This is a genomic window from Corynebacterium liangguodongii (assembly GCF_003070865.1).
In the GTDB taxonomy this organism is placed as follows: domain Bacteria; phylum Actinomycetota; class Actinomycetes; order Mycobacteriales; family Mycobacteriaceae; genus Corynebacterium; species Corynebacterium liangguodongii.
The window spans coordinates 166,091-190,460 of sequence record NZ_CP026948.1 but is presented as its reverse complement, the minus strand read 5'-3'; the positions used below and the strand labels follow the sequence as shown (position 1 = coordinate 190,460).

Sequence of the window (24,370 nt, the reverse complement as noted above, 5' to 3'; positions counted from 1 at the left end):
ACGTTCGACACCGGCGCCCAAATCAACACTCACGTCGAAGAAGTCGTCGGCACTATTGCCACAACACACAGTGAACGCACACCTGCCGAAGGCTCTCCCACACCGAGCTCGCACAGCTGCGCGCATAGACACCCGGCATCCGGCCGCACCGATATCCTCTCCGCCGATAACCGGGGCGTCCAAGGCAATGACGCGCCCGGCTTGCTCGAATGTGTCTACAGGAATCGACCACTAGCTAGGTAGCTGGCTACTCGGGATAGACCACCGCTTCGGCGCTTGAGGTGTGAGTGCCGGTGGTGTGAGGTAGCGCGAGCTGTACCGTGCGCAATCTTGACCACTAACGCCAATAAGAGAGTTAATTAACATTACGACGAGCCGGATACCGGACCGTTGTCGCCTGGAGCCGCGTAGGGTCCAGAGCTTTAACGAAGGTTTGGTACATGCGGGGCGTTCTCCTGCCGTTCGGGCACTCATCACCTGTTGATAATTACGGGTGCCCGAAGCTATCAACACAATCGGTGCACCACACGGAGGCGTGGATCATCCGAGTCGCTGCGAGGAGGAGCGGAATACCCCCGCTTGATCGGGGGTTACACGTTTCTACGCCCGCGGCCTGTTGAGGCCGACAACGCCTAGCAGGGCCACCGCCGCGGAGAGCCCGATGCCGACCCACAGCGCGGTGGCCGAGCCCCCGTTGCCCGCAGCGCTCAGCGCCGCGGTGAGCCAGTGCATCGGCATGGCGCTGGAGGCGGACTCGACAACGGCGGGAACGTTCCCGCCGGCTGCCTGCTTCCACGCCCACCCGACGAGGCCGATTTCTGCGACACTGATCGCCGCCGCGGCACCAATGCCCGCGCCGTTGCCGAAGCTGGACATGAGCATCCACGTCAAGCCCGCGGCGGCGAGCGTAGCCAGTGCGAGCGCAAGCGCGCACGTCGCGAGGGCGGCCGGGGCCATGGACACGCCGAGCACCATGACGAGGACGAATCCTACCGCGGTGATCAGCGCGGCCCCGGAGGCGACGACCCACCAGCGCCGCCCGCCCGGAAACACCGCCGCTGCGGCGAGGGCGAAGCCGGTAAGCGTCACCAGTGCCGCGATGAGCATCGCCGCCAGCGGGGCTAGCGCGGAGGACGGGGCGGCCTCACCCGCCGAACCCGCTGAACCCGCAGAGCCCGCTACCGGAGTAGGGGCCGGCAGCGCGCGGCGTACCGCGTCGATCTTCTGTGCGTTGCCCTGCGCCATCTCATCGAGCTTGCCGGAGCCGTCGCGAAGCTGGCTCACCCCCTCTCGCGCCTGGCCCGCGCCGTTGTTGAGCTCACCCAACCCGCTGGCCAGGCTGGCCGCTCCGTTCGTCGCCGAGTAGATGCCATCGTGGTAGGCGTACCCGGGCACGGAGAGCTGGTTAGCCACCTCTCGCGAACCGGCCTTGAGCTGGTTGAGCTGAGCTACTGCGTCGCCGGGCAGCTGGGCGGTTTGGGCCTGGCTGCGCAGCCCGGTCAAGGCGTCCCGGGCGGCGGCCACGTCGGGGTTTTTCGAGTCCTTGAGACGCTCCAGCGCCGTATCGATGGCCGCGATGACCTGGCCGCGCACGGCCTCGAAGCCGACGACCTGGTCGACGATCCCGCCCACCGTGTCCGCAACCTGGGTCGCCCCGCCGGCGAGCTGGCCGGTGCCTGCCTGCAGCTCGACCATGCCGTTTGAGAGCTCCTGCGCTCCCGAGTGCGCTGCAGCCACCCCGTCGATCAGCTGCGCGGAGCCCTCGTCGAGCTTGACCACGCCGTCGTTGAGTTGGCCCGTGCCGCTGGTGAGCAAGCTGGCCTGGGCTGCGGCCTCCCCGGCGGCACGGCGGGCGTCGACAAGCGAATCGGGCCCAGGAGCCACCGCGGGCGCACCGGTGGCGGCATCGCCCGATGCCCAGGTGGCAGCGGGCTTCATCGGCAAAAACGCCGCCACGACTAGGAGGACGACAGCAACGAGGAGACGCCATTTCATGCAAGGCAATATAGCCACGCATCCAGCCACAACACGGGAGGCGCACCGCGCTACCGCGGCCCGCGCCCGCACAGTTATGCGGTGATGTCCCATAGAGTTGCTAACCTAATACCTATCCCATTGCCCGATTACGTGCGGCCATGGCGCCGCACCATGCTGGAGCCCGTGCTGGAGAGAGCCCATGACGCTACCTTTCGTCCTCGTGTTGGTCAGCGCGGCCGTGGCGGTGGCGCCCGTGGCGGTCAAGTGGCTTGATCGGCTAGCCGGCTGGCCGCTCGCCCTTGCGTTCCTCGGTGCCGCGGGCGCCCTGGCCAGCGCATACCCCCAGGTCGCGGCGGGCAGCCCGGAGGTCTGGGAGGTGACGTGGGCGCGCGATTTCTTCGGCACCGGCACGGACGTCACCTTCGCCCTGCGCGCGGACGGGCTGAGCATGTTCTTCGCCCTACTCGCGCTCGTCATCGGCGCGGTCGTCTTCATCTACTCCGCCGCCTACCTGCCGCGCAAAGAGGGCAACACGAGCTTCTACACCATCATGACGGCGTTTACGCTCTCGGTCCTGCTGCTCGTGCTTGCCGACGACACAGTCCTGCTCTTCATCGGCTGGGAGCTCGTCTCCATCGCCTCGTTTCTGCTCATCGCCCGCTCGGGTTCAGGCGGCGAGGCCGGGTCCTACCGCACCTTGATCCTCACCTTCTTCGGCGGGCTCACCCTTCTCACCGCCCTGGCGCTGGCCTCGGTGGCCGCGGGAACGACGAGGCTAGGCGCCATGTTGGCCTCCGACGTCTGGGCGCAGCGTCCGCAGCTGACAACCCTGATCGCCATCCTCGTCGCCGCGTCGGCCTTTACCAAGGCCGCGCAGTTCCCCTTCCACTTCTGGCTGCCCGAGGCGATGGCCGCGGCGACGCCGGTCTCCGCCTTCCTCCACGCCGCGGCGGTGGTCAAGGCGGGCATCTACCTGCTGCTGCGGTTCTCCACGGTGTTTGCAGGCGTCGCCGCCTGGAACTGGCTGCTCATCACGGTCGGGCTCGGCACCGCCGTCATGTCGGCGCTTTTCGCGCTCACGAAGACGGACCTCAAGCAGCTCACGGCGTATTCCACCGTCTCGCACCTGGGCTGGATCGTGGCCGCGGTGGGCGTCGGCACGCCGAGCGCACTGGCCGCCGCGCTCGTGCACACGCTCGCGCACGCGCTGTTTAAATCGAGCCTGTTCATGCTCATCGGCGTGATCGACCACCAAGCCGGCACCCGCGACATCCGCCGCCTCGGGCCGCTGTACCGCCAGATGCCGTTCACCTTCGGCTCGGTCGTGGTCGCCGCCGCGTCCATGGCGGCGGTGCCCCCGCTGTTCGGGTTCGTTTCCAAGGAGTCGATCCTCGCGGCGCTCACCGAGGCCCCGGCCGGCGGGTTCTTGCTCGTAGTCGCCGGCTTCGCCGCGTTCTTGACGTTCGCCTACTGCGCCAAGATCGTCTTCGGCGCGTTTGTCGACGGCCCGCGTGACCTCTCCGAGGTCCGCGAAGCGCCGCTCTCCCTCTGGCTGCCGGCCGCCGTGCCCGGGCTGTTTTCCATCGTGGCGCCCTTTGCGCTCTCCGCTGTCGATTCACCGATCAGCGCCGGGGTGCGCGCCATCGGCGGCCCGGAGGATTTCACCGCCCACCTCTCGTTGTGGCACGGGATCACGGCGCCGCTGATCGTCTCTGTCCTCGTCCTCATCGCCGGGGTGGTCTTCATCGTCGCGCGCAAGCGAGCCTTCGCCGCGCTCAACGGCCGCGCGCTGCTGCCAGCCACTGGTAACGACGTGCTTTCGGCCCTCATCTCAAGACTCGGTGCCGCGGGGCGCGCGGCAGGGGCCATGGCGGCCGGGCCCAACCCGTCGCGCCACCTCGTGTGGCTCGTCGCGTGCGTTCTCGCCCTCGGCCTGAGCGTGCTCGCGGCACGCAACGGCATCGACGGGGTCGCCCCGGCCCCGCGTGTCGACGGCTTGACGTACGCCACCGATCTCATCCCGTGCGCCATCATCGTCGCCTCCGTCGCCGCCCTCGTCTTCACCCGCGGCAGGCTCACCGCCGCGGTGCTCCTCGGCACCCTCGGGGTGGGCATGTCGCTGCAGATGCTGCTCCTCGGCGCGCCCGACGTGGCACTCACGCAGTTCCTCGTCGAATCGCTCACCGTGGTGGTGATCATGATGGTGCTGCGCTACCAGCCGCGCCACTTCCCGCCCACCCCGAAGGCCCGCCAGTGGGCCGCGGCCGCGCTGGCCATCGTCGCCGGCGTCGTCGCGTTTGCGGGCGTCTACGGCTTGACCGGGCGCCGCGGCCGTTCCGAGCTCGCGCAGTGGTACCTCACCGAGGGCGGCGCGCAGACCAAGGCGGACAACATCGTCGCGGTCATCATCGTCGAGTTCCGCGGGTTCGACACCTTGGGTGAGCTCTCCGTGCTCGGGATGGCCGCGGTGGTTATCCTCGCGGTGACCCAGTCGATGCCGCGCTACGTCTTCCACGCAGGCACCCGGCCGCGCCCATTCGGGCAATCCCAGCTCAACGCTTTGCCCGTGCGCAAGCTCACCACGCTCGCGCTGCCGGTCATCGTGGTGCTCTCGATCCTCATCTTCTTCCGCGGCCACACCGCCCCGGGCGGCGGGTTCGTCGCCGCGCTGGTGATGGCCACCGCGTTCGCACTGAGCTACCTGGGCCAGGGGGCGGATTCCTACGTTGTGCGCGCGCTCTCCCCTGTCAGGCTGGCGGGGTGGGGAATCATCATCGCGATCTCCTCGGGGTTCTTGGGCTTCGTCGAGGGCGGCTTCATGTACGCCATTCACGGTGAAGTGCTCGGCCAACACCTCACCACCTCGCTCATTTTCGATTTCGGCATCTACCTCGCCGTGCTCGGCATGATCACCCAGGCGATCAACCAGCTCGGCGGCTACCTGCGGCCCGGCACGGCGGTTGAGGAACTGCCCTACCGCCGCACGGCGGAAAACCCCTTGCCCGCCGTGCCGGAGCCCGAGGCGCCAGCTGAGGTCGACCCACCCACCCCCGACCCGATCAACCCAGCAGACGCGCCCCAGCGCGTGGGCTCCAAGGAGGCATAGCGGGCCATGATCATCGCACTTACAATCGCCGTGCTCGTCGCCGGCTCAGTCTATTTGGTGATGCAGCGCGGCATGGTTCGCGTCATCATCGGCATGGCGCTGTTTGGCCACGCCACGAACCTCACCATCCTGGCCGCCGGCCTGGGCCCGTGGCGCGGTGAGGCCTTCCCCTCACGCACGCCGTTCGAACAGCTGACTGATCCCCTCCCCCAGGCCTTCGTACTCACCGCCATTGTCATTTCCATGGCGACGACGACGATCTTGCTCATGCTCGCCGCGCTGGGCAGCGACGACGATACCGCCGAGCGCCCCTCCGGGGTAAGCGCCACGGATCCGCAGCAGCGGAGCGTCCCCTCGGCGCTCTCCACCGCCGGGCGGCGCGCCCATCTTTCCCCGACCCGAGAGGAGCGCGCGTAATGACCACCGGCCAACTCCTCCCCGTCTTCGTCGCGCTCCCGCTCATCGTCTCTGCGGTCGCTGCGCTCAACCCCAAAAAGGCGCTCAACGACGCCCTCGGGTTGATCGTTCCCGCCATCAACTTCGCCGGCGGTGCGTGGCTCTTCGCCCACACCGCGGCGCACGGCACGCTCTCCCACGTCATCGGCCTCTACCAGGGCGGGGTGGGCATCTCGTTTGTGGCAGATCAGTTCTCCGCGGTGATGCTCATGGCGACGATGCTCGTCGCGCTCACCGCGAACTGGTTCGCCATCGTCGCGGGCGAGACATCCGCGCGCTACTACACGGCTCTCACGCTCGTCCTCATCACCGGAGTCTCCGGCGCGGTCCTCACCGCGGACTTGTTCAACTTCTTCGTCATGATCGAGGTCATGCTCCTGCCGTCCTACGGGTTGATCGCCATGACGGGAACCCGGCAGAGGCTGGCCTCGGCGCGCATGTTCGTGGTGCTCAACCTCGCCGCCTCGACCCTTCTCGTCATGGGCGTGGGCTACCTCTACGCGGTGACGGGGGCGGTCAACCTCGCCGCCTTGGCCGGGGTCGCCGCAGGAGGCGGCCCGGCGACGGTGGCGGCGGGCATCGTCGTGATCGCGATCGCCGCAAAGGCGGGCGTGTTCCCCGTGCACACGTGGCTGCCGCGCTCCTACCCCTCGACCTCCGCGGCGGTGATGGGGCTGTTTTCCGGCCTGCACACGAAGGTCGCGGTCTACATGCTCTTCCGGCTCTGGGTCGTGCTCTTCGACATGGATCCGCGGTGGAACGGCCTGATCGTCGCCGTCATGGTCGTCTCCATGGTGCTCGGCGGCTTCGCCGGCTTGGCGGAGGCGTCGATTCGCCGGGTGCTCGCCTACCAGATGGTCAACGGAATGCCGTTTATCCTGGTCATGCTGGCGTTCACGGACGCGCAGCCGCGCCATGCGCTGGCCGCCGGGCTGCTCTACGCCCTCCACCACATGGTGACGGTGGCCGCGCTCGTGCTCAACGCCGGGGCGGTCGAAGAAACCTACGGCACAGGCACCCTCTCGCGTCTCTCTGGCCTGGCCCGGCGCGAGCCGTGGACCGCCGCGGTCTTTGCGGCGGGCGCGTTTTCCATCGTCGGCCTTCCCCCGTTTTCCGGCACGTTTGGCAAGGTCGCGGTCGTCTTCGCCGCGGCCTCGCCGGGTGGCTGGCGCTCGTGGGTGGTCCTCGCCGCCATCATCCTCGCCTCCTTCGGCGCGTTGCTGTCGATGATGCGGGTGTGGAAAGAGGTCTTCTGGGGCCGCCCCATGCAGCAGTACCCCGCGGGGCTGCGGGTCGCACCGGCACTGCTCGCCCCGTCCGTTGCGCTCATGGCGCTCTCGTTGGGGATGTTCCTCGGCGCGGGGCTGGTCTGGGGCGCGGCCACGTCCGCGGTTGACAGCCTGCTTGACGTCGATACGTACACGCAGGCAGTGCTTGGCGACGCCCCAGTGGGCGTCCCCGACGCATCCGCCCTTCTGGAAGGACAGCACCAATGAGCATGAAAGGTATCGCGCACTCCTTAAGCTACGCCGCGTGGCTGGCGAAGGAGATTTTCGCCGCCGGGCTCACAGCTGTTGTCGCGGCATTCAGGCGCAACTCCGGCATCGCGCCCATCGTCATCTTCTACCCCCTGCGGGTGACCACGGAGTGGGAGATGTTTTGGTTTTCTACCTCCATCACGGCGACCCCGGGGACGCTCTCGATGGGTTTCCGCTACGATCCGGACCGCGAGGGAGGAAAGTTCCTACTCGTGCAGGCCGTGTTCGGCGAGGACCCCATGTCTCAGATCGAGGGCTTGATCGAGATGGAGCAGCGCCTCGCTCCGCGCGTGGCCACGCAGCCACTAGACCCCGCCGACGTGGGGTGGAGGCCGTACGTGGACACCGTTTCTGAAAGGCAGGACTGAATAAGGATGTTTGGAGTCGTGCTCACCGCGTGCATGATCGTCATGGCCGTGTGCCTCCTCGTCGGGCTCGGCGCGGTCATCGCGACGTCCGACGAGCTCTCGCGCGCGGTGATGGCGGACCTGGTGTTCTACGCCATGGTCGCCATCTACCTCGTGTGGACGTTGATGAACGACACGATGATCGCCTACGAAGTCGCGATCCTCGCCGCGCTGGTCTGCGGCACGATCCCGACGCTGTCGATGGCCCGCATCATCTCGAGGGGGCGGCGCTGATGACTATCGCCGAGATCATCTCCTCACTGCTCGTCATCCTGGCCACGGTGTGTGTCGTTGCCACGACAATCCTCCAGCTGCGTGCCCCCGACGCGCTTACGCGGGTAAACCTCATGGGACCCCTCGTTGTCGTTGCGTTCCCGCTGCTCATCGCCGCTAAGCTCTGCCATACGTGGTCAACGAGCGGGTTCAGCGTCGGCGAGACGCTCCGCGCAGTACTGGCCATCGCGGCCGTGTGGGTCGCCGCCTCTGTCGCCAGCTTTGTCATGGGGCGCTCCCTCTACGGCGTGACCGTGGTGGATCGGGAATCCGGGGCGGAGGGAGCTGGGACTAGCTTCCACTGAGACCACGTACTTCTATCCTTTCTGCTGAAGAAGTTGTAGGCGTACGGAACGCCCATGGTGTAGCGATCGTCCCATTGGAAGTTGATTTCTCTGCCATCGGCATCAAGGAACCGCCTCTGTGGTGATCGGGTAAACAGCGCACGCGGATCGTCACAGCGGGGAGACCAATAGACGCGATCTTCAGAGTGTGGGTCGGAGTAGACGCATTGGAGCGACTTTGGATCCCGGATCCTCATTTTTGCTGACCCCGGGCCCCTGGATACGGTTTCGATCTGAAGCTCGTCGCTATACTCGGTGTGCGGAAGTGAGCACTTTGCCGTCCACAAGAATTTCCCAGGGTCGCTCCACCAGCACACCTTTCCTCCCCAGGCGCTGGACTCTCCGCCGTCCCATCCTTGGATGTTCACAAGAGCCCGATCAGGAACGGCGCGCTCCCTAATCGCGTAATAGAGAGAAGAATTCATATTCGCTTTCGGCGCGGTATGCTCCGGGCGGGCGGCCTGGTTCAAATAACCCTGCTCGTAGGCATAGATATCAATCGAATCGGTGTCGTCCGCAGTAAGCACGGTCGCGCCAATTGAGTGAAGGAAGTCCAGGTTGTCGCGCCAATCATGCCTCTCCGCCGCAACGGGTGAGGATGCACGCCGGTCCGCCAACCGATAGCAGCAGCTCGATGTGTTGTTAAAGAATGCTTCGGTAGCCACTATTGGCTCCTTAGTGCCATAGGTGTTCGGTACCGTGAATCCCGCCGCAGGGCCAGGAGTAAACATGACATAATCTGGTACGGGGACGAAGGCCCCCAGCCGGGCGCCGTAGAAGTGGACTAGTGCGACAAACTCTGCGATCGTCCCCTTCTTGACGTTATCTAGCGCGAGGTTTACCGGCCGTTCGTAGGCTCCGAACCGAGACCCCGCATCCTTTTCTGTGCGACGGAACTCGGTCGAGTCTTTGATATTGACCTCGATGACTGGGGCATGCGTGTGATCTGCCGCGGCCCAATTCGCTACCGCCCGCGACGCGTTTGTGCTCAGCTCCAGCTCTGGGGGCTGAGGAATGTCAGGAAGTTCGTTGAGCTTTGCAGCGATGCCCGGGTCGACTTTGAGCATGAACAGGAAATCCTGGGGGAGCCCCTCGCGCTCCAACAGGTTCCTCATGTGTTCCGGTGTTGGGGCATCGTTCATCGCAAACTTGACCACAACACGCTTTGGCACTTCCGCGCCTGGATAGAGCCGCGCCTTGTCGGCTATGACGCGCAACGTTGGAATCAGTGCCTCGGACTCTTTGATTTCCAGGTGCACGAGTGAATTCGCGTCAGAGTCAATAATGAGCTGGATGAGCTCTTCCACGGTGGGAACCAGGTAGTGCGTGGGCGTACGATCGGGTTTCACGAGCCTCTTTCGCCGCACCTGATCGAACGTGAGCGAATCCAGGCGAGGGTTCGGTCCAGTATCCGACTCAGGATCGTAGGACGGCTCAAGCATCTTGCCCACGCGCACGTCGTGGAAAACCACAAGCTTTTTGTCGCTGGTCATCCGGACATCGGTTTCTACCGCGGGCCGGCACTCTTGGAACGCTTGGGCGAAGGCACCGAGGCTGTTCTCCGGGATCGATTCGTCAAAGCTCCCGCGGTGCCGAGCGGTGATGACCCTTCCCCCAATGGCAGGGTGGATCAGCTGTTCATATTGCTGCTGCCATGTAGGACACACTGGAGCAGATGCTGGTTGCTGGGCCCGGGACGAGGCTGGACTCACAGCGGCAGCCGCCATTGTCCACACCAGGATCATGAAAAAAACGTATGCGTGGCGCCGCGCTTTTTCCTTACCTCTCATGAGAGACCTTTCTTAGGTTATTGACAGGACAGAGTGGAAATGTGCCGCGTCCACAGCTCTCTCCGCGGCGCTGGGCAGCAGGCTAAACAACCGAAAAGAAAATATCTATAAGAAGGATCACACATAAAGATTTTTCGAATCCGTCTCCGCCGCGGCTCACCCAGGGATGGGGAGCGGTTGCGTCGATTAGCAGGCCAGGCACTGACAATGAGGCCCACGCATACTCTTAGGTGCGACCCCCCTTCGTTCGAATTCAAAAAATTCGATGCGATATGACACACCTGGCACTGCGCACCTCAGAGCCCCAACCCAAGAATTCACCGATGGGTTACTTAAGATTCATAGCCCAGACATCACAGGCACCTACTATCTTGAGCTGCGTTCACGCCAAGCACAATGCAAGGCTATATTGACGCACACGTGTCGGAGGCTCTCATTCAGCCATGCCCATCTCATTACATAAGGATGACCACATGTCCCCGTCTTCTTCCCTCCCTCTTCGAGTCCATGGACTTTCGCTGTGCATCGCGGCAGCGACAGTGGCGTCTGTTGCCACGGTCATCGTGCCCGCCGCGGTCGAATCTCCGCTAGTCGCTCCCTCTAGTGCTGCCCCCGCCGCGCAGGCTCCCGCGGCAGACATCATCGACGTGGATTTCAGCAGCCAGGACGCACCTACCGACACAGCGGCAAACCGCACAGTCACACCTTTCGGGGATCCGCAGCTCACCTTCGACGGAAAGCTCGGCAGGACTGTCGCCCAATTTGACGATGACGGATACGTGATCAATTTGAATGATCCGGGTGACAAGTATGCCGTGCCGCTCGATGGTTTTAGCCTCGAGTGTTCATTCCGTTACAACACCGAGCTGCCTCCGAATGAGGTGACGCTGTGCGGGAACAAGGCCGGAGGCGGGTTCGCCTTGCTCGTGGACAAGGGGCAGGTGCAGTTTTCAGTCCACGACGGCACGGGATATAAGAAGGCTGGCGCCCCCATCCAAGGCGATCGCTGGTACCACGCCACGGGTGTCTTTGGCGGAGGTTCAGCCAAGCTCTACCTCGATGGAGAGCTCGTCGCAGAAGTCCCGACCGCCCCCACAATGCAGCTCGTGAAAAGCACAAACTCTCGGGGCTTCGCTATCGGCGCCGACTCGGGTTCCAATGCGATGTTGGACAACTACGCGAACGCACGAATCGGCAACGTGCAGCTCTACGGGCAAGCTCTTGACGACGCCGACGTAGCCGCACGGGCGGAGTCTTTCTACAACCGTTCTGCAGCAGAGGTCGTTCCCGACGTTCTCAATGTCGACATCAATAATGCCCCGCAGGAGACCCCCTTTGTTGATATCCAGCACCAAGATCGCGACTACTCAACCGACGGCGAAATGATCCTGCGCGATGACCAGGCGCTAAACCGTCGCGTTGCAAAGTTCGACAACACGGCGGTTCTCTACACCATCGGCGATACTTCCAACCCGGATGGGACCTACGAGCACGATGTGTACGGCCACCTCGGGGACAACTTCTCGGTCGAGTGCACCTTCCGCTATGACGCACCTCTCCCTACTTCTGGCGAGGCCGGCATCTGTTCGAATAAGCAAAGTGGAGGGTTTTCCCTTTCGCTCTACCAGGACTATCTCACTTTCGCTGTGAGCACCGGCGAGTACAACTACGCGCGGGTTAAGGTCGAACCCCATCGCTGGTACCACGTGGTGGGTGTTCTTGAAGGCAGCGTTGCCAAGCTGTACGTCAATGGCGAGCTGGCCGCCTCCGTGCGCACTCCGTCTCCGTCGTTGAAGCCCCCCACCAATTATCGCGCCCGGATCTGGACGCTCGCCTCTGATGCAGGCGACGGGTCGGCACAGTACCACGGCAACCTGACCCTTGCTAATTCAAACCTCTATTCCCGCGGACTTACTCCCGACGAGATCTCTGCGCTGAGCCGAGACATGCTCGGCAGCAACGTCTACACGGTGCCCACTCTCACTTCCGTTGCTCCGGCCCAGGGGAGCGAGATCACGCAAGAGACCGCTTTTGAAGCCACGTGGAGCAATCCGGATCTCGTGGCAGCAGATATGACCTATACGCTAGATGGCGCCCCCTTGAAGCCCGGTGACCTGATCGGTCCGGGCCTCAAGGCGGGAGAGCACACCATCACTGCAACGGGGTCAACCGTCTTTGGCCAGCCCATCAATGAGACCGTTTCGTTTACCTCCCCCAACAACCTCATTGCATCGGGCACAACGAACGTCGCTGGTGCCAACGGAGTTGCGCTGTCCGCAAACGCCGTCAATCCTTCGGGCGGAGATATCACGACGACCTTCTACAAAGGAGAGATCACGACCCCTTCGGAGTCGTTCCAGGGGCTGATGGGTTCCGCTATGCCCACTACCTTGGATTTCGAGTACACCGACCAGCAGGAAATCCCCGCAGAGGGGCGGTCTCTCGCTGCACACGAAGGTAAGCAAGCTTTCCAGCGCTTCGATGTGCCCGTCAAGTCATTCCGCGAGGGACAGTCCGTGCGCTGGACCGGAATGCTTGACCCGACACGCCAGGCGCGCCTGCTTGTATGGAACCCCACATCGAACACATGGGATGCTCTGAGTACCGGCAATGGTGTCGCTCAAGGTGAGACGACCCTAACAGGTGCCCTGAAGCAGGAGCACGTCGCCGACGGCTCAGCCCACGTCCTTGTGCTCGGCATCGACCCGTTTGCGCTCTTACCAGAGACTGAGAAGGGAACGTTCGCGGATCCTGCCGATTACGATTTCTCGATCGCGCACATGACGGATACTCAGTTCCTCTCCGAGGGCGCCACTGAGGATTCCTACAGCGAGCAACAGCGCGACGTGTGGGCACGGGCCTACAAGGAACAGCTCGATTGGATCGTAGAGAACCGAGAAAGCAAAAAGATCGCCTACATGGCTCACTCCGGCGACGTCATTGAGAACTGGGTGCTTGCAGACTACGGTGCAGAGGAAGAGCAGAAGCGCGCACGCGCCATCAAGGAATTTGAGTTTGCCAAGCAGATTCATGATGAGTTCGAAAAGGCAGAACTTCCCCACGGCGTGCTCGCGGGCAATCACGACAACCGCAACGGCACCGAGGACGGCAAGAATGGTGAAAAGATCCTCTTCAACGACTACTTCGGGCCGGAAGACTACGAAGCGCTCTCCAACAGCCCCGGTTGGCAACAAGCGCAGGCAACGTACCACCCCTGGAAAGAAGGGGACAACAGCAACCACTATGACCTGTTTACCGCTCCAAACGGGATGGAGTTCGTCGTGGTTCACCTCGGCTACGGGGTGGACGCGGATGAGGCAGCCTGGGCTGATAGCGTTCTCAAGCAGTTTAAGGACCGTAATGGAATCGTTGTAGCGCACAGCTACCTGGGCCCGTCGACAGCCGCGAATGGTCACGATGGTTATCTGTCCTACGACGGCTCGATGATCCAAAGCGAGGTCGTGGACAAGAACCCCAATGTTGCGATGGTGCTTTCCGGGCACGAAAACGGCGTGGCCATTAACGTCCGCCGTGACGTCACCGACAAGGGAAATAATGTCCTGGAACTCTTGTCCGACTACCAGGAGTACGAGATCCCTGCTGGCGAGGTGGGGCTCGCTGGGGTAGACGGCAGGTCTGCCGCCGACATGCTTAAGCTCGGCGCGTCTTTCCTCCGCCTGTTCCAGTTCCGCGCCAACCCGGACAGCGGGGAGTCCACCGTGCAGGTCACTACCTACTCCCCGTTCCTAGACAACTTCGGCGCATCGGAGTACGACCCGCGTGGCCGCTACAACGGCAACGAGGACGAGTTCGCGCTGCCGATTCAGCTCACCAACCGCTCGACGAGCTTCTCTACAACCTCGGTCGAGGTCACCACACCGACCGACGAAGTGATTGGCGAGGTAAAGACCAAGTCTGGATGGCCCGCCAGCGTCACCTGGACCGGCCTCGAGCCTGGCAAAGAGTACGCGTGGTACGCGGTGAGCCGCGATGCGGGGAATGACACGGAACTCACCTCCACGCTTACGCAAATGAGTATCTTCACCGCGACCCGCAATGACAACCAGACCGGTGACTTCAAGGCACCTTTGCTGACTGTCCCCAAAGAAACCGTGCTGAAGATCGGTGATCGCTTTGATCCTCTCGCCGGCGTAGAAGCCACCGACGAGGTCGACGGCGACATCATCTCTTCGGTAAACGTTGCCGGCGCCGTGGATACCTCGAAGGCCGGAACCTACGAGCTCGTCTACACTGCAACCGACGCGGCAGGCAACCAAACCACCGCAACGCGAACCGTTACGGTGAGCGGCGATTCCCACCCGGGCTCAAGCACTGGCGACGATGGGTCGTCCACGTCAAGCTCTATGCCAGCCACCACTCGGTCGGGCTTGATCGGCGGCATCATTGGCACCGTACTCGGCGCGACTGGAGCGATCGCCATTGTCGCCGGGCTGATCAACACCTTCTTCCCGAACGCTGCCGCTGATATCCTCGCCCGCTTCAACATCCGGCTGTAGCAACTGATCCGCCTGTGTTTCCCCACACAGGCGGCACGATAAGCCACATGGGCTGATCGCCCGGGATACCCCAGGTGATCAGCCCAAATCCCGTCTTGGCAGTCTCGATTGCGCGAGCAGCAACGCCTCGCTATATCGCGAACATCAAAGCCCCCACAGGGGCCAGCTCATTTCATCTGGGCCCTGTGGGGGCTTTGTTCACCGATATTTTCGCAGTGAGGCTCTAGACCTCGCGCTTGCGGGCCAGCTCGGCGCGCAGCTTCTGCTCCAGGTCAGCATCGACGTTGCCCCAGTAGGCAAAGACGCGCTCTTCGATGTCCTTGTTGGTGATCGGGAGCATCTTGTTGGTCACGTTGTTGACGAAACGCTCGCGGGCGGCGTCGTCGAACACCTCGGTGTAGAGGGTGCGGGCCTGGCCGAAGTCGTCGTCCTCAGCGTGCTTGACGTAGGCGACGCGGTTGAGGTCGGTGCCATGCGGGTCCGGGTTGACGTACAGGTTCGAGGCCTGGCCGTAGTCGGTGTGGTTCGAGGAAGAATCCTCACCGTTGTCCAGGAAGCCGGCTCCCTTGCCCGTGTGGTTCGGGGAGTAGTTCGGCTCGCCCTCGTTGCTGAAGAAGTACGCCATCGGGCCGCGCTCCGCGTAGGTGTTGACCTCGTTGATCGGGCGGTTGACCGGCAGGTCCTTGTAGTTCGGCCCGATGCGGTAGCGGTGCTGGTCGGCGTAGGCGAAGACGCGGCCCTGGAGCATACGGTCCGGGGACAGGCCGACGCCGGGGACCAGGTTGGCCGGGTCGAGGGCGATCTGCTCGATCTGGGCGTGGTAGTTCTTCGGGTTGCGGTTAAGCACGAAGTACCCCACGTCGACGAGCGGGTAGTCCTTCTGGGACCAGGTCTTGGTCAGGTCGAACGGGTTGAAGCGGTAGTTCTCCGCGTCCTCGAACGGCATGATCTGCACCTTGACGTCCCAGATGGGGAAGTCGCCGTTGGCGATCGCGTTGTAGAGGTCCTCGCGGTGGTAGTCGGCGTTCTGGCCGGCAACCTCTGCGGCTTCCTCGTCGGTGAAGGTCTCCCAGCCCTGGCGGGTCTTGAAGTGGTACTTAATCCAGACCGCCTGGCCCTCTTCGTTGACCCACTGGTAAGTGTGGGAGCCGAAGCCGTCCTGGTGGCGGGAGGTCTTCGGCGTGCCGCGATCACCGAGCAGGTAGGTCACCTGGTGGGCGGACTCAGGGGTGCGGGTCCAGAAATCCCACTGCATCTCGTCGTCGCGCAGGCCGGAGTCCGGGCGGCGCTTCTGGGAGTGGATGAAGTCCGGGAACTTCATCGGGTCGCGCAGGAAGAACGTCGGGGTGTTGTTACCCACGATGTCGTAGTTGCCGTCCTCGGTGTAGAAACGCAGGGCGAAGCCGTGCACGTCGCGCCAGGTGTCCGGGGAGCCTGCCTCGCCCGCCACGGTGGAGAAACGGATAGCCATCGGCGTGACGGTACCGGGCTGGAAAAGCTTAGCCTTGGTGTACTTCGAGACATCCTCGGTGATGTGCAACTCACCAAACGCACCGTGGCCCTTGGCGTGGGGGATACGCTCAGGCACGTTCTCACGGTTGAAGTGGGCGAGCTTCTCAATGAGGTGGATGTCATCGAGGGCAATGGGGCCCTGACGGCCAACGGTCGCCGAAATGTTCTCGGATGCGACGGGCTGTCCACCGAGCTGGGTGCTCTGGCCGTTGCCGGCGGGACGCTCGCCGCGTGCGACGATCTCCTCTGCCTTGGATTGGTCTGCCATAATGTCGGCCTCCTAGCCTTCATGTGGGGGTATAGCTTGTATGTACGGACTTGTGATATCCGGTTCCAACTGTACGTGTCGCACGCGTGGTCGGCAACGACCCTCAGTAAATTCGCCGCTTTTACCATGCCTCTAGCTCCGCGCTTGGCCCTGGTATGGTTTTCACCCGTGAGCAGCCCTGACGATTTTGTCACCGAGCTCGCCTTGCGCGCGGGCCGGGGCGATCGCGACGCGCTCACGACGTTTATTGAACAGACCCAGGCGGACGTGTGGAGGTTTCTCGCCCACCTCGCGGGCCGGGAGCAGGCAGATGACTTGACCCAGGAGACCTACCTGCGTGTGCTGAAGGCGCTGCCGAGGTTCGCCGGGCGGTCGTCGGCACGCACCTGGCTGCTTACGCTGGCGCGTCGCGCGTGGGTGGATTCGGTGCGCCACGATATGGCGCGCCCGCGCACCTCCGCGACCGACTACGCCGACGCCGCCTCCCGCAGCGCCAGCCCTGACAACCCGAACACGTGGTCGGAGGTCATCGACGCGCGCATGCTTATCGACGCCTTGCCGGCCGAGCGGCGCGAAGCGATCGTGCTCACGCAAGTCATGGGCTACACCTACGAAGAGGCTGCCCGCATCGCGGGCGTGCGGGTGGGCACCATCCGCTCCCGAGTCGCCCGCGCGCGCCGCGACCTCATCGAGGGCGCCGGCGGGGCGCCGGATCGGCCCCGCTAGGCGGAGAGGAAGGTGGCCACCCGGCCGATGAGATCCCCGATCCAGCTCGAGGATCCCGCGGGCGCGGCAGAACCCGGCGCTGCGGCCTTCAGCTCGGCGGGTTCGCTGCGCTCGATGGTCACGCGCAGATCCCTCTCCTCGCCCCCATCGGTGCGCACGGATACTGCTGCGTAGTCACCCTCGGGGGCGGTGAGCGGGGCGGTGATGCGCAGCCCCTTGGGGCTGGTGAGCACGCTCCACCCGGCCGGCAGCGTCGAGTCTTCCCCTTCCGTGATGCGGTAGGTCAACGGGTGTGCCTCGGTGGGCTCGAGCACGATGGTCTCGCCCGGGGCGATGCCTAGCTCTAAGCCGTGGTCGGTCTCCTCGAAGCGGGCGGGATCGACCGGCGTCGACGGCGCGGCGGTGCCCGTGGCCGACGGCTGGGCGCTCACCGGCGGCGCGGCCGGCGCGGCCACGGCTGCGGTGAGCGCAAGCGCCGCCGCGGCAGTGCGGAGGCGCGCACGATCCGAAAAAGTCATGCGTTTCATTGTCGTCTCATGGTCCCAGACAAGCAAGCTACGATGCCCATCTTTACCGGACTGCAACACAATTGTGTCCTCGGCGCATTGCCGCCCGGGCGGGCTTAGACGAGCAGCTCGGCGATCTGGATCGTGTTGAGCGCGGCGCCCTTGCGCAGGTTATCGCCGGAGACGACGAAGACGAGGCCGCGTCCGCCGGCGACGGCCTGATCCTGGCGGATGCGCCCGACCAAGGAGTCGTCGATACCCGTCGCGGCGAGCGGGGTGGGAACGTCTACGAGGGCGACGCCCGGTGCCTGCGCCAGCACCTCTCGGGCGCGCTCCGGATCGATCGCCTCGGCGAACTCGGCGTGGACCACCATCGTGTGGCCGGTAAAGACCGGCACGCGCACACAGGTGCCGGAGACCTTGAGCTCCGGCAGGCCGAGGATCTTGCGCGACTCGTTGCGCAGCTTCTGCTCCTCGTCGGTCTCCTCGCTGCCGTCACCGACCGGGTTGCCGGCGAAGGGGAGCACGTTAAAGGCGATCGGCGCGACGTAGGGGCCTAGCTCCCCCGGTGCCACGATGGAGCCGTCGCGGGTGAGCTCGCGGGTGCGGTCGCCGACCTCGGCGACCTGGTTCGCCAGCGCATCGACGCCGGCCAGCCCGGAGCCGGAGACCGCCTGGTAGGAGGCAACGCGCAGGGACTCAAGCCCGGCTGCGTCGTGCAGCGCCTTAGCCACCGGCATGAGCGCCATGGTGGTGCAGTTCGGATTCGCGATGATCCCCTTGGGCAGGCTCGCGGCCTTTTCCGGGTTGACCTCGGAGACGATGAGGGGGACCTCGTCGTCCCTCCGCCAGGCGGAGGAGTTATCCACAACCTTGGCCCCGGCGGAGGCGAAGACCGGCGCGTACTGCGTGGAGGTCGAACCGCCGGCGGAGAACAAGGCGATATCAACATCCGCGATCGAATCCGGGGTGACCTGGGCGAGGTCTTCCACCTTCACCTCGCGCCCGCGAAACTCCAGGGTGGTTCCGGCAGAGCGCGCGGAGGCGAAAAACCGCACGGTATCGGCCGGGAAATCGCGCTCGACGAGGATGTCGCGCATGACGCGGCCGACCTGGCCGGTGGCGCCGACGACTGCAACTGTGGTCATGTCCTCTATAGCCTTCCTGTCTTTAGCGTCCGGTGCCGGCGTAGACCACCGCGGGCTCGTCGCCGCCGAGGTCGAACTTCGTGTGGATGGCGCGGGCCGCCTCGGCGAGGTTGTTCGCGTCCACCACGGCGGTGATGCGGATCTCGGAGGTCGTAATCATCTCGATGTTGATGCCCGCGTCGCGCAGCGCTTCGGTGAAGTCCGCGGTGACCCCCGGGTGCGACTTCATGCCGGCGCCGATGAGCGAGACCTTGCCTATGCCCTCGTGGTAGACGACGTCGTCCCAGCCTTCCTTGTTCCGCAGCGCGCTGAGCAGCTCGATCCCGCGGCTGCCGTCGGCGACGGGGAGGGTGAAGGTGATGTCGGTCTTGTTGTCTTCGGCCGAAGAGATGTTTTGCAGCACCATGTCGATGTTGATCTCCGCGTCCGCCAACGCGCGGAAGACCTTGGCTGCCTCGCCCGGGGTATCCGGGATGCCGAGGATGCTGATCTTTGCCTCCGAGTTGTCGGTGGCTACTCCTGACAGGACTGCTTCTTCCACGGGGATATCCTCCAATGCTCCGGCGACGAGGGTGCCGGTGTCGTTGCTGTATGACGAGCGTACCCGCAGGGGCACGTTGAAAGCGCGGGCGTATTCGACGCTGCGCAGCACGAGGATCTTCGATCCGCTAGCGGCGAGCTCGAGCATCTCTTCGAAGCACAGGTGGTCGAGCTTGCGGGCGTCGGGAACAATGCGCGGGTCGGCGGTGTAGACCCCGTCGACGTCGGAGTAGATCTCGCACTCGTCTGCACCCATCGCCGCTGCCAGCGCGACCGCAGTGGTATCCGAGCCGCCTCGCCCGAGCGTGGTGACATCCCGGGTGTCGCGGTTAACCCCCTGGAAGCCCGCCACGATGGCGATCTTGCCCTCCTGCACGGCGTCTTCCACGCGCCCCGGGGTAACCTCGATGATCCGGGCGTTGCCGTGGCGCTCTGTCGTAAGCACTCCGGCTTGGGAGCCGGTGAACGACTGCACGTCGACGCCGTGGGAGGCCACGGCCATGGCCACAAGCGAGTTCGAGATGCGCTCGCCTGCGGTGAGCAGCATGTCCATCTCTCGGGCCGGCGGGGTCGGGTTGACCTGGGCGGCGAGGTCGAGCAGCTCGTCGGTGGTATCGCCCATCGCAGAGCACACCACGACGACGTCGTTGCCGGCCTTTTTGGTGGCCACGATGCGCTCGGCAACGGCACGGATGCGCTCGGCGCTTTCGAGGGAGCTTCCCCCGTACTTCTGGACGATCAAGGCCATGCCTTCGAGCCACCTTCCGGTTCGAAATTTTTGTGGAATGCGCGTCTCAATAATACTCATTGCCCCGCACAGCCTCTAGTGTGGATGGCCGTGCACAACCACAGCAACGTCCTCGCCGTGACCTTCGCGCTCGCCTCAGCGTTGACGATCGCGGTGGGCACCGTGTGGCGCCACCACATCCTGCGCACGGGCTTAAGCCACACGGAGGCCAACGCCTCGCCGCTGGGCTCGCTACGCAGCGCACAGTGGTGGGCCTCCCTCTGCCTGGCGTTTGTGGCCTACGGCCTGCAGGCGCTCGCCCTGGGGTTCGGCTCCCTGCTGGTTGTCCAGCCGATTTTGGTGCTCTCCCTCATGTTCACCCTCGTGCTCTCCGCCCGCGTGGAGCGGCGCCGCATGGATACCGGCGAGGCGTTGTGGGCGCTGGCTCTCACCGCGTGCGTCGGCGTTGTCATCGTGCTGGGTCGGCCGGTGCCGGGGCAACGCGTCGCCGCCTGGTGGGAGTGGGCGGCGGCCATCGCGGTGGGGGCCATCGCCTGCGCGCTCGTTGTCGCAGCTGCTTATCGACGCCCCCCTTACGCCCAGGCCCTCCTCTACGGCATCGTCTGCGGCGCTGTGTTCGGCTACTTGGCCGTCTTTTCCAAGGTCGCGGTGGACGCGTTCGCCGCCGGGGGGCTTCCCGCGCTGGTGTCCACGTGGCAGTTCTGGGCGATGCTCGCGGCCTCCGTGCTCGGCACCGCAGTCCAGCAATACGCGTTCGGCGCGGGGGTGCTCTCGGCCTCCCTGCCCGCGATGAAGATCGTCGAACCGCTCATCGCGCTCACCCTAGGGTTGACCATCCTGGGCGAGAGTCTGCAGGTCAACACGGTCGCGGAGTGGGCGGTGATGGGGGCGTCGATTAGCGGCATGCTCGTTGCCACGGGCATGTTGGCGCGCAGGCCAGTGGCATAAGCGCGCGGGGGTGTATGATGTGTCCCATGTCATTGGCTGCGGCTCGTCCGTGTGGGCGACTTCTCCTTCTATGCCGCGGCGGGAATCAGGCCACTTTCAGCTAACACGGCCGGCACCCCGCCGCGGAGATTGTCGTTGCCGGCCGTGGAAACACACCGAATACGAGGAGCGTTTGCTGCCATGAGCCCAATTCACCCCGATAAGTTCTCCCACCCCGCCGAAATCCGCACCCCCGAAGGCGCACCCAACCCGGGCCAGCCCGCGTGGAATAAGCAGCGCGGCTCACAGATGCCGGTGTCGCGCTACCTGTCGTTTGCCGAAGAGGTCGAGGACATCACGCTGCCGGATCGCACATGGCCGGACAAGAAGATCACCTCCGCGCCGCAGTGGTGCGCGGTCGATCTGCGCGACGGTAACCAGGCCCTGATCGACCCGATGAGCCCGGAGCGCAAGCGCCGCATGTTCACCCTGCTGGTGCAGATGGGCTACAAGGAGATCGAGGTCGGCTTCCCCTCGGCCTCCCAGACGGACTTCGGCTTCGTGCGCGAGATCATCGAGAAAGACATGATCCCCGACGACGTGACCATCCAGGTCCTCGTCCAGGCACGCGAGCACCTGATCCGCCGCACGTTCGAGGCCTGCGCGGGCGCGAAAAACGTCATCGTCCACTTCTACAACTCGACCTCCAAGCTGCAGCGCGAGGTCGTCTTCCGCAAGGACCGCCCCGCGATCAAGAAGCTGGCCACCGACGCCGCCGAACTGATCAAGGCAGTCGCCGCCGACTACCCGGACACGAACTGGCGCTGGGAGTACTCGCCGGAGTCCTACACCGGCACCGAGCTGGATTTCGCCCTCGAGGTCTGCGATGCGGTCGTCGACATCATGGGTGCGACACCGGAGCACCCGATGATTATCAACCTGCCGTCGACGGTGGAGATGATCACGCCCAACGTCTACGCCGATTCCATCGAGTGGATGCACCGCAACCTGGCCAAGCGCGACTCCATCATCTTGTCCCTGCACCCGCACAACGACCGCGGCGAGGGCATCGCCGCGGCCGAGCTGGGGTATTTGGCAGGGGCGGATCGCATCGAGGGCTGCCTGTTCGGCAACGGCGAGCGCACCGGTAACGTCGACCTGGTCACCCTGGGCTTGAACATGCTCACCCAGGGCGTGGACCCGCAGATCGACTTCTCCGACCTCCCCCGCATCCGCGAGATCGTCGAATACTGCAACCAGCTGCGGGTGCCGGAGCGCCACCCCTACGGCGGCGACCTCGTCTTCACCGCGTTTTCCGGCTCCCACCAGGACGCCGTGAACAAGGGCCTCGACGCGCTCGCCCAAAAGGTTCGCCCCAGCGCGACCTCCACGGAGGTGAGCTGGGAGGAGCTGCGCGAAACGGTGTGGGAGGTGCCCTACCTGCCGATCGATCCGAAGGACGTCGGGCGCACCTACGAGGCCGTGATCCGCGTCAACTCCCAGTCCGGCAAGGGCGGGGTGGCCTACATCATGAAGACCGACCACGGCATCAACATGCCCAAGGCGATGCAGCCGGAGTTCTCCGCGGTGGTGCAAAACATCACCGATTCCGAAGGCGGCGAGGTCAATTCGAAGAACATGTGGGACATCTTCGCCGGCACCTACCTCGACCTCGACTCCCCGCTGGAGCTGGTGAGCTATGAGGTCACCGGCGCCGTGAGCGAGGACGAGGACTCCTCCATCACCGCCGAGGTCCGCTACAACGGTGAGAGCCGCACGGTGACCGGCAGCGGCAACGGCCCGATCGCCGCCTTTGCCCAGGCGCTGGAGGCCCTCGGCATTGATTTCGAGGTGCAAGACTACAGCCAGCGCTCCCGCTCCGCCGGCGATGACGCGGAGGCTGTGTGCTTCATTCGTGCGGATGTCAGCGGGGCCTCCGTGTGGGGCGTCGGCATCGCCGGCTCGATCACCCGGGCCTCCCTCAAGGCCATCGTCTCCGCCGTGGACCGCGGCTTGGGCTCCGCGCTCGCGGGTGGGGTCTAGGCCGGTGGCGCAGCCGAGCACCGATAACCCCGTCGAGGCCTATCCGTTCGTCGCGCTGACCATCCAGGCGACGGGGATCCACCCGTCGACGGGGCGACTGCTCACGCTCGATGCCGTCACTTTTAATGACGAGGGCGCCATTGGCGAGGAGTTCCACTGCGTGTTCAATCCCGGTGGGGACGCCGGGCCGCGCCACAACCACGGGCTCGAGCCCAGCGACTTTGCCCAGGCACCCCGCTTCGCCAGGCACCTCAAGGCGCTCGACAGGCTCGTGGACAAGCGCACGCTCGTGCTTCACGACGCCCCCTTGGCCTGGGGGTTCATCGTCTCAGAGGCGCGCCGAGCGATGACCGCCGCGGCGCGTGCGAACCGCTCGCGCGCCGAGCGAGGCGGTAAGCGCCGTCGGCGCGTCGGGCACATCCCGCGGCCTTGCGGGATCGTCGATACGCTTGCCGCCGCGCGGCGCCACGGCGTCATCCCGCTCGATACCCGCCCCGCCGCCCTCGCCCGCGCTCTTGGGCTGCCTGCCGACGACCCCACGGCCTCGGTGCAGCGCGCCGCCCGCACGGAGGAAGAGACCTCCCGCGAGCGCACGCTGATGGTGCTCTCGCTCTTCTTCGCACTGCGCGCGGCCGGCCCGGTGGCGCAGCTCGCTCCCGATGACCTCGCCGCCGACCGCTTCGGCCTGCAGCGCTCCGCCCTGCGTGTCGACGCCGAAAACGACGCCCAAGGTACCCCCAACCCCGGGGTGTACACGCCGGATCGGGGGCTTGCGCCGGGCATGGAGATCGTTGTCACCGACGACATCGCCGTCGATCCGGACGAGGTCATCGCCCTCGCCCTCGACGCGGGCCTGAACTACTCTGAGAAGCTCACCCGCCAGACCTCCCTGGTCGTCTCGGACGCGGTGGCCCAGGGCGCGGCGCTGCGGGGAAAGGCCATGCACGCAGCACGGAAGCAGATACCCGTACTCTCCGCCGACCAGTTCCAGCGCGCCGTGGCGCGCACCGGGTAGGCCGCCCGTTTCTCAAGCGCCCAGCGGTGCGCTGCGCGTGCGCAGCACAACCACAACAAGCAGCGCGCACAGCAGCGGAACGCCGAGAATCAACCAGAGGTCTAAAACCGGCATGGCCCAGAAGACACCCTGGCCGTCCGGGGAGGAAAAATCCCCGACATTGCGGGCCGGGACCGCCACATGCGCTCCCGCGATCGCGGATGCGGCAGCCAACGCAGCTGTCCACGGGGCACGCCGCGCCGCGAGGGCGCCAAAGACCCCCACCGCGACAACCACAGCCAGCGCGATGAGCAGCGGTGAATCAGCGAGCGGCCCCAGCAAGAGCGCACCAAGCCCGAATCCAAGTGCGCCCGAGACAACGACCGCGATCACGCTCGTCGTGAGCGATTCGGCCCCGTTTTTCCCAAGCCAAGCCCACGCAACGCCCACTAGCGCAAGGCACGGCAGCCACGACAGCAGGGCAAAGAGCAAGAGGTTGCCCATCACAATTCGTCCTTCCTTTTCTTGCTAGCACCCGAATTGGCGACAC

General features: G+C 65.0%; 18 protein-coding genes. 11 read left to right on the top strand and 7 right to left on the bottom strand.

The annotated features are described in order from the left end of the window. Positions 1-600: 600 nt before the first annotated feature. Positions 601-1,995 carry a hypothetical protein gene (locus C3E79_RS00875; RefSeq protein WP_108403209.1) on the bottom strand — a complete coding sequence of 465 codons (1,395 nt, stop codon included), beginning with the start codon at positions 1,993-1,995 and terminating at the stop codon, positions 601-603. A gap of 181 nt (positions 1,996-2,176) precedes the next feature. Here C3E79_RS00875 and C3E79_RS00870 point away from each other — a divergent pair, with 181 nt between their 5' ends. From C3E79_RS00870 to C3E79_RS00845, 6 genes are read left to right on the top strand one after another with little or no spacing between them, the layout of a single operon-like run. Next, the gene (locus C3E79_RS00870; protein WP_108403208.1) at positions 2,177-5,083 is read left to right on the top strand and encodes a DUF4040 family protein; all 2,907 of its coding nucleotides are present in this window, start codon (positions 2,177-2,179) and stop codon (positions 5,081-5,083) included. A gap of 6 nt (positions 5,084-5,089) precedes the next feature. After that, complete coding sequence (locus C3E79_RS00865; RefSeq protein WP_108403207.1) at positions 5,090-5,500, top strand: cation:proton antiporter subunit C; 411 nt, start codon at positions 5,090-5,092, stop codon at positions 5,498-5,500. Next, the gene (locus tag C3E79_RS00860) at positions 5,500-7,035 is read left to right on the top strand and encodes a monovalent cation/H+ antiporter subunit D family protein (RefSeq protein ID WP_108403206.1); all 1,536 of its coding nucleotides are present in this window, start codon (positions 5,500-5,502) and stop codon (positions 7,033-7,035) included. The genes C3E79_RS00865 and C3E79_RS00860 overlap by 1 nt, the downstream gene beginning before the upstream one ends. Then, entirely contained in the window at positions 7,032-7,445 is a 414-nt protein-coding gene (locus C3E79_RS00855) for a monovalent cation/H+ antiporter subunit E (protein ID WP_235840721.1), read from the top strand. The genes C3E79_RS00860 and C3E79_RS00855 overlap by 4 nt, the downstream gene beginning before the upstream one ends. Before the next feature lie 6 nt (positions 7,446-7,451). Next, positions 7,452-7,718, top strand: coding sequence for a cation:proton antiporter (locus C3E79_RS00850; RefSeq protein WP_108403204.1), 267 nt, complete (start codon positions 7,452-7,454; stop codon positions 7,716-7,718). Then, complete coding sequence (locus C3E79_RS00845; RefSeq protein WP_108403203.1) at positions 7,718-8,062, top strand: Na+/H+ antiporter subunit G; 345 nt, start codon at positions 7,718-7,720, stop codon at positions 8,060-8,062. Before C3E79_RS00850 ends, C3E79_RS00845 begins: the two co-directional genes overlap by 1 nt. Here the strand turns inward: C3E79_RS00845 and C3E79_RS00840 are convergent. Then, entirely contained in the window at positions 7,999-9,891 is a 1,893-nt protein-coding gene (locus C3E79_RS00840) for a glycerophosphodiester phosphodiesterase family protein (RefSeq protein WP_108403202.1), read from the bottom strand. The genes C3E79_RS00845 and C3E79_RS00840 overlap by 64 nt on opposite strands. Before the next feature lie 473 nt (positions 9,892-10,364). Here C3E79_RS00840 and C3E79_RS00835 point away from each other — a divergent pair, with 473 nt between their 5' ends. Beyond that, positions 10,365-14,408 (top strand): LamG-like jellyroll fold domain-containing protein, encoded by a 4,044-nt coding sequence (locus C3E79_RS00835; protein WP_158268514.1) that lies wholly within the window; start codon positions 10,365-10,367, stop codon positions 14,406-14,408. Between the two features lie 223 nt (positions 14,409-14,631). On the opposite strand, the gene C3E79_RS00830 is transcribed toward C3E79_RS00835, so the two are convergent. After that, positions 14,632-16,188 (bottom strand): catalase, encoded by a 1,557-nt coding sequence (locus C3E79_RS00830; protein ID WP_108403200.1) that lies wholly within the window; start codon positions 16,186-16,188, stop codon positions 14,632-14,634. Positions 16,189-16,314: 126 nt separating this feature from the next. Here C3E79_RS00830 and C3E79_RS00825 point away from each other — a divergent pair, with 126 nt between their 5' ends. Next, on the top strand, positions 16,315-16,914 hold the full coding sequence (locus C3E79_RS00825) for an RNA polymerase sigma factor (protein ID WP_108403199.1): 600 nt from the start codon (positions 16,315-16,317) through the stop codon (positions 16,912-16,914). Here C3E79_RS00825 and C3E79_RS00820 read toward each other — a convergent pair. From C3E79_RS00820 to C3E79_RS00810, 3 genes are all read right to left on the bottom strand, one after another. After that, positions 16,911-17,432: a hypothetical protein gene (locus C3E79_RS00820; protein ID WP_108403198.1), complete on the bottom strand. Its 522-nt coding sequence runs from the start codon at positions 17,430-17,432 to the stop codon at positions 16,911-16,913. The two genes, C3E79_RS00825 and C3E79_RS00820, sit on opposite strands and share 4 nt — an antisense overlap. Positions 17,433-17,536: 104 nt before the next feature. Then, positions 17,537-18,568, bottom strand: coding sequence for an aspartate-semialdehyde dehydrogenase (locus C3E79_RS00815; protein ID WP_108403197.1), 1,032 nt, complete (start codon positions 18,566-18,568; stop codon positions 17,537-17,539). Positions 18,569-18,590: 22 nt separating this feature from the next. Then, positions 18,591-19,856, bottom strand: a complete 1,266-nt coding sequence (locus tag C3E79_RS00810; protein ID WP_108403196.1) for an aspartate kinase — start codon at positions 19,854-19,856, stop codon at positions 18,591-18,593. Positions 19,857-19,940: 84 nt separating this feature from the next. Here C3E79_RS00810 and C3E79_RS00805 point away from each other — a divergent pair, with 84 nt between their 5' ends. The 3 genes from C3E79_RS00805 to C3E79_RS00795 all read left to right on the top strand — a co-directional run bounded on the left by C3E79_RS00805 (position 19,941) and on the right by C3E79_RS00795 (position 23,841). Beyond that, positions 19,941-20,804, top strand: coding sequence for a DMT family transporter (locus tag C3E79_RS00805; RefSeq protein ID WP_108403195.1), 864 nt, complete (start codon positions 19,941-19,943; stop codon positions 20,802-20,804). 180 nt (positions 20,805-20,984) lie between these two features. Then, complete coding sequence (leuA, locus tag C3E79_RS00800) at positions 20,985-22,826, top strand: 2-isopropylmalate synthase (protein ID WP_108403194.1); 1,842 nt, start codon at positions 20,985-20,987, stop codon at positions 22,824-22,826. Between the two features lie 4 nt (positions 22,827-22,830). Next, complete coding sequence (locus C3E79_RS00795) at positions 22,831-23,841, top strand: DNA polymerase III subunit epsilon (protein ID WP_108403193.1); 1,011 nt, start codon at positions 22,831-22,833, stop codon at positions 23,839-23,841. A gap of 12 nt (positions 23,842-23,853) precedes the next feature. Here the strand turns inward: C3E79_RS00795 and C3E79_RS00790 are convergent, their stop codons facing one another. Beyond that, complete coding sequence (locus C3E79_RS00790) at positions 23,854-24,324, bottom strand: hypothetical protein (protein WP_108403192.1); 471 nt, start codon at positions 24,322-24,324, stop codon at positions 23,854-23,856. Between the last annotated feature and the right edge of the window lie 46 nt (positions 24,325-24,370).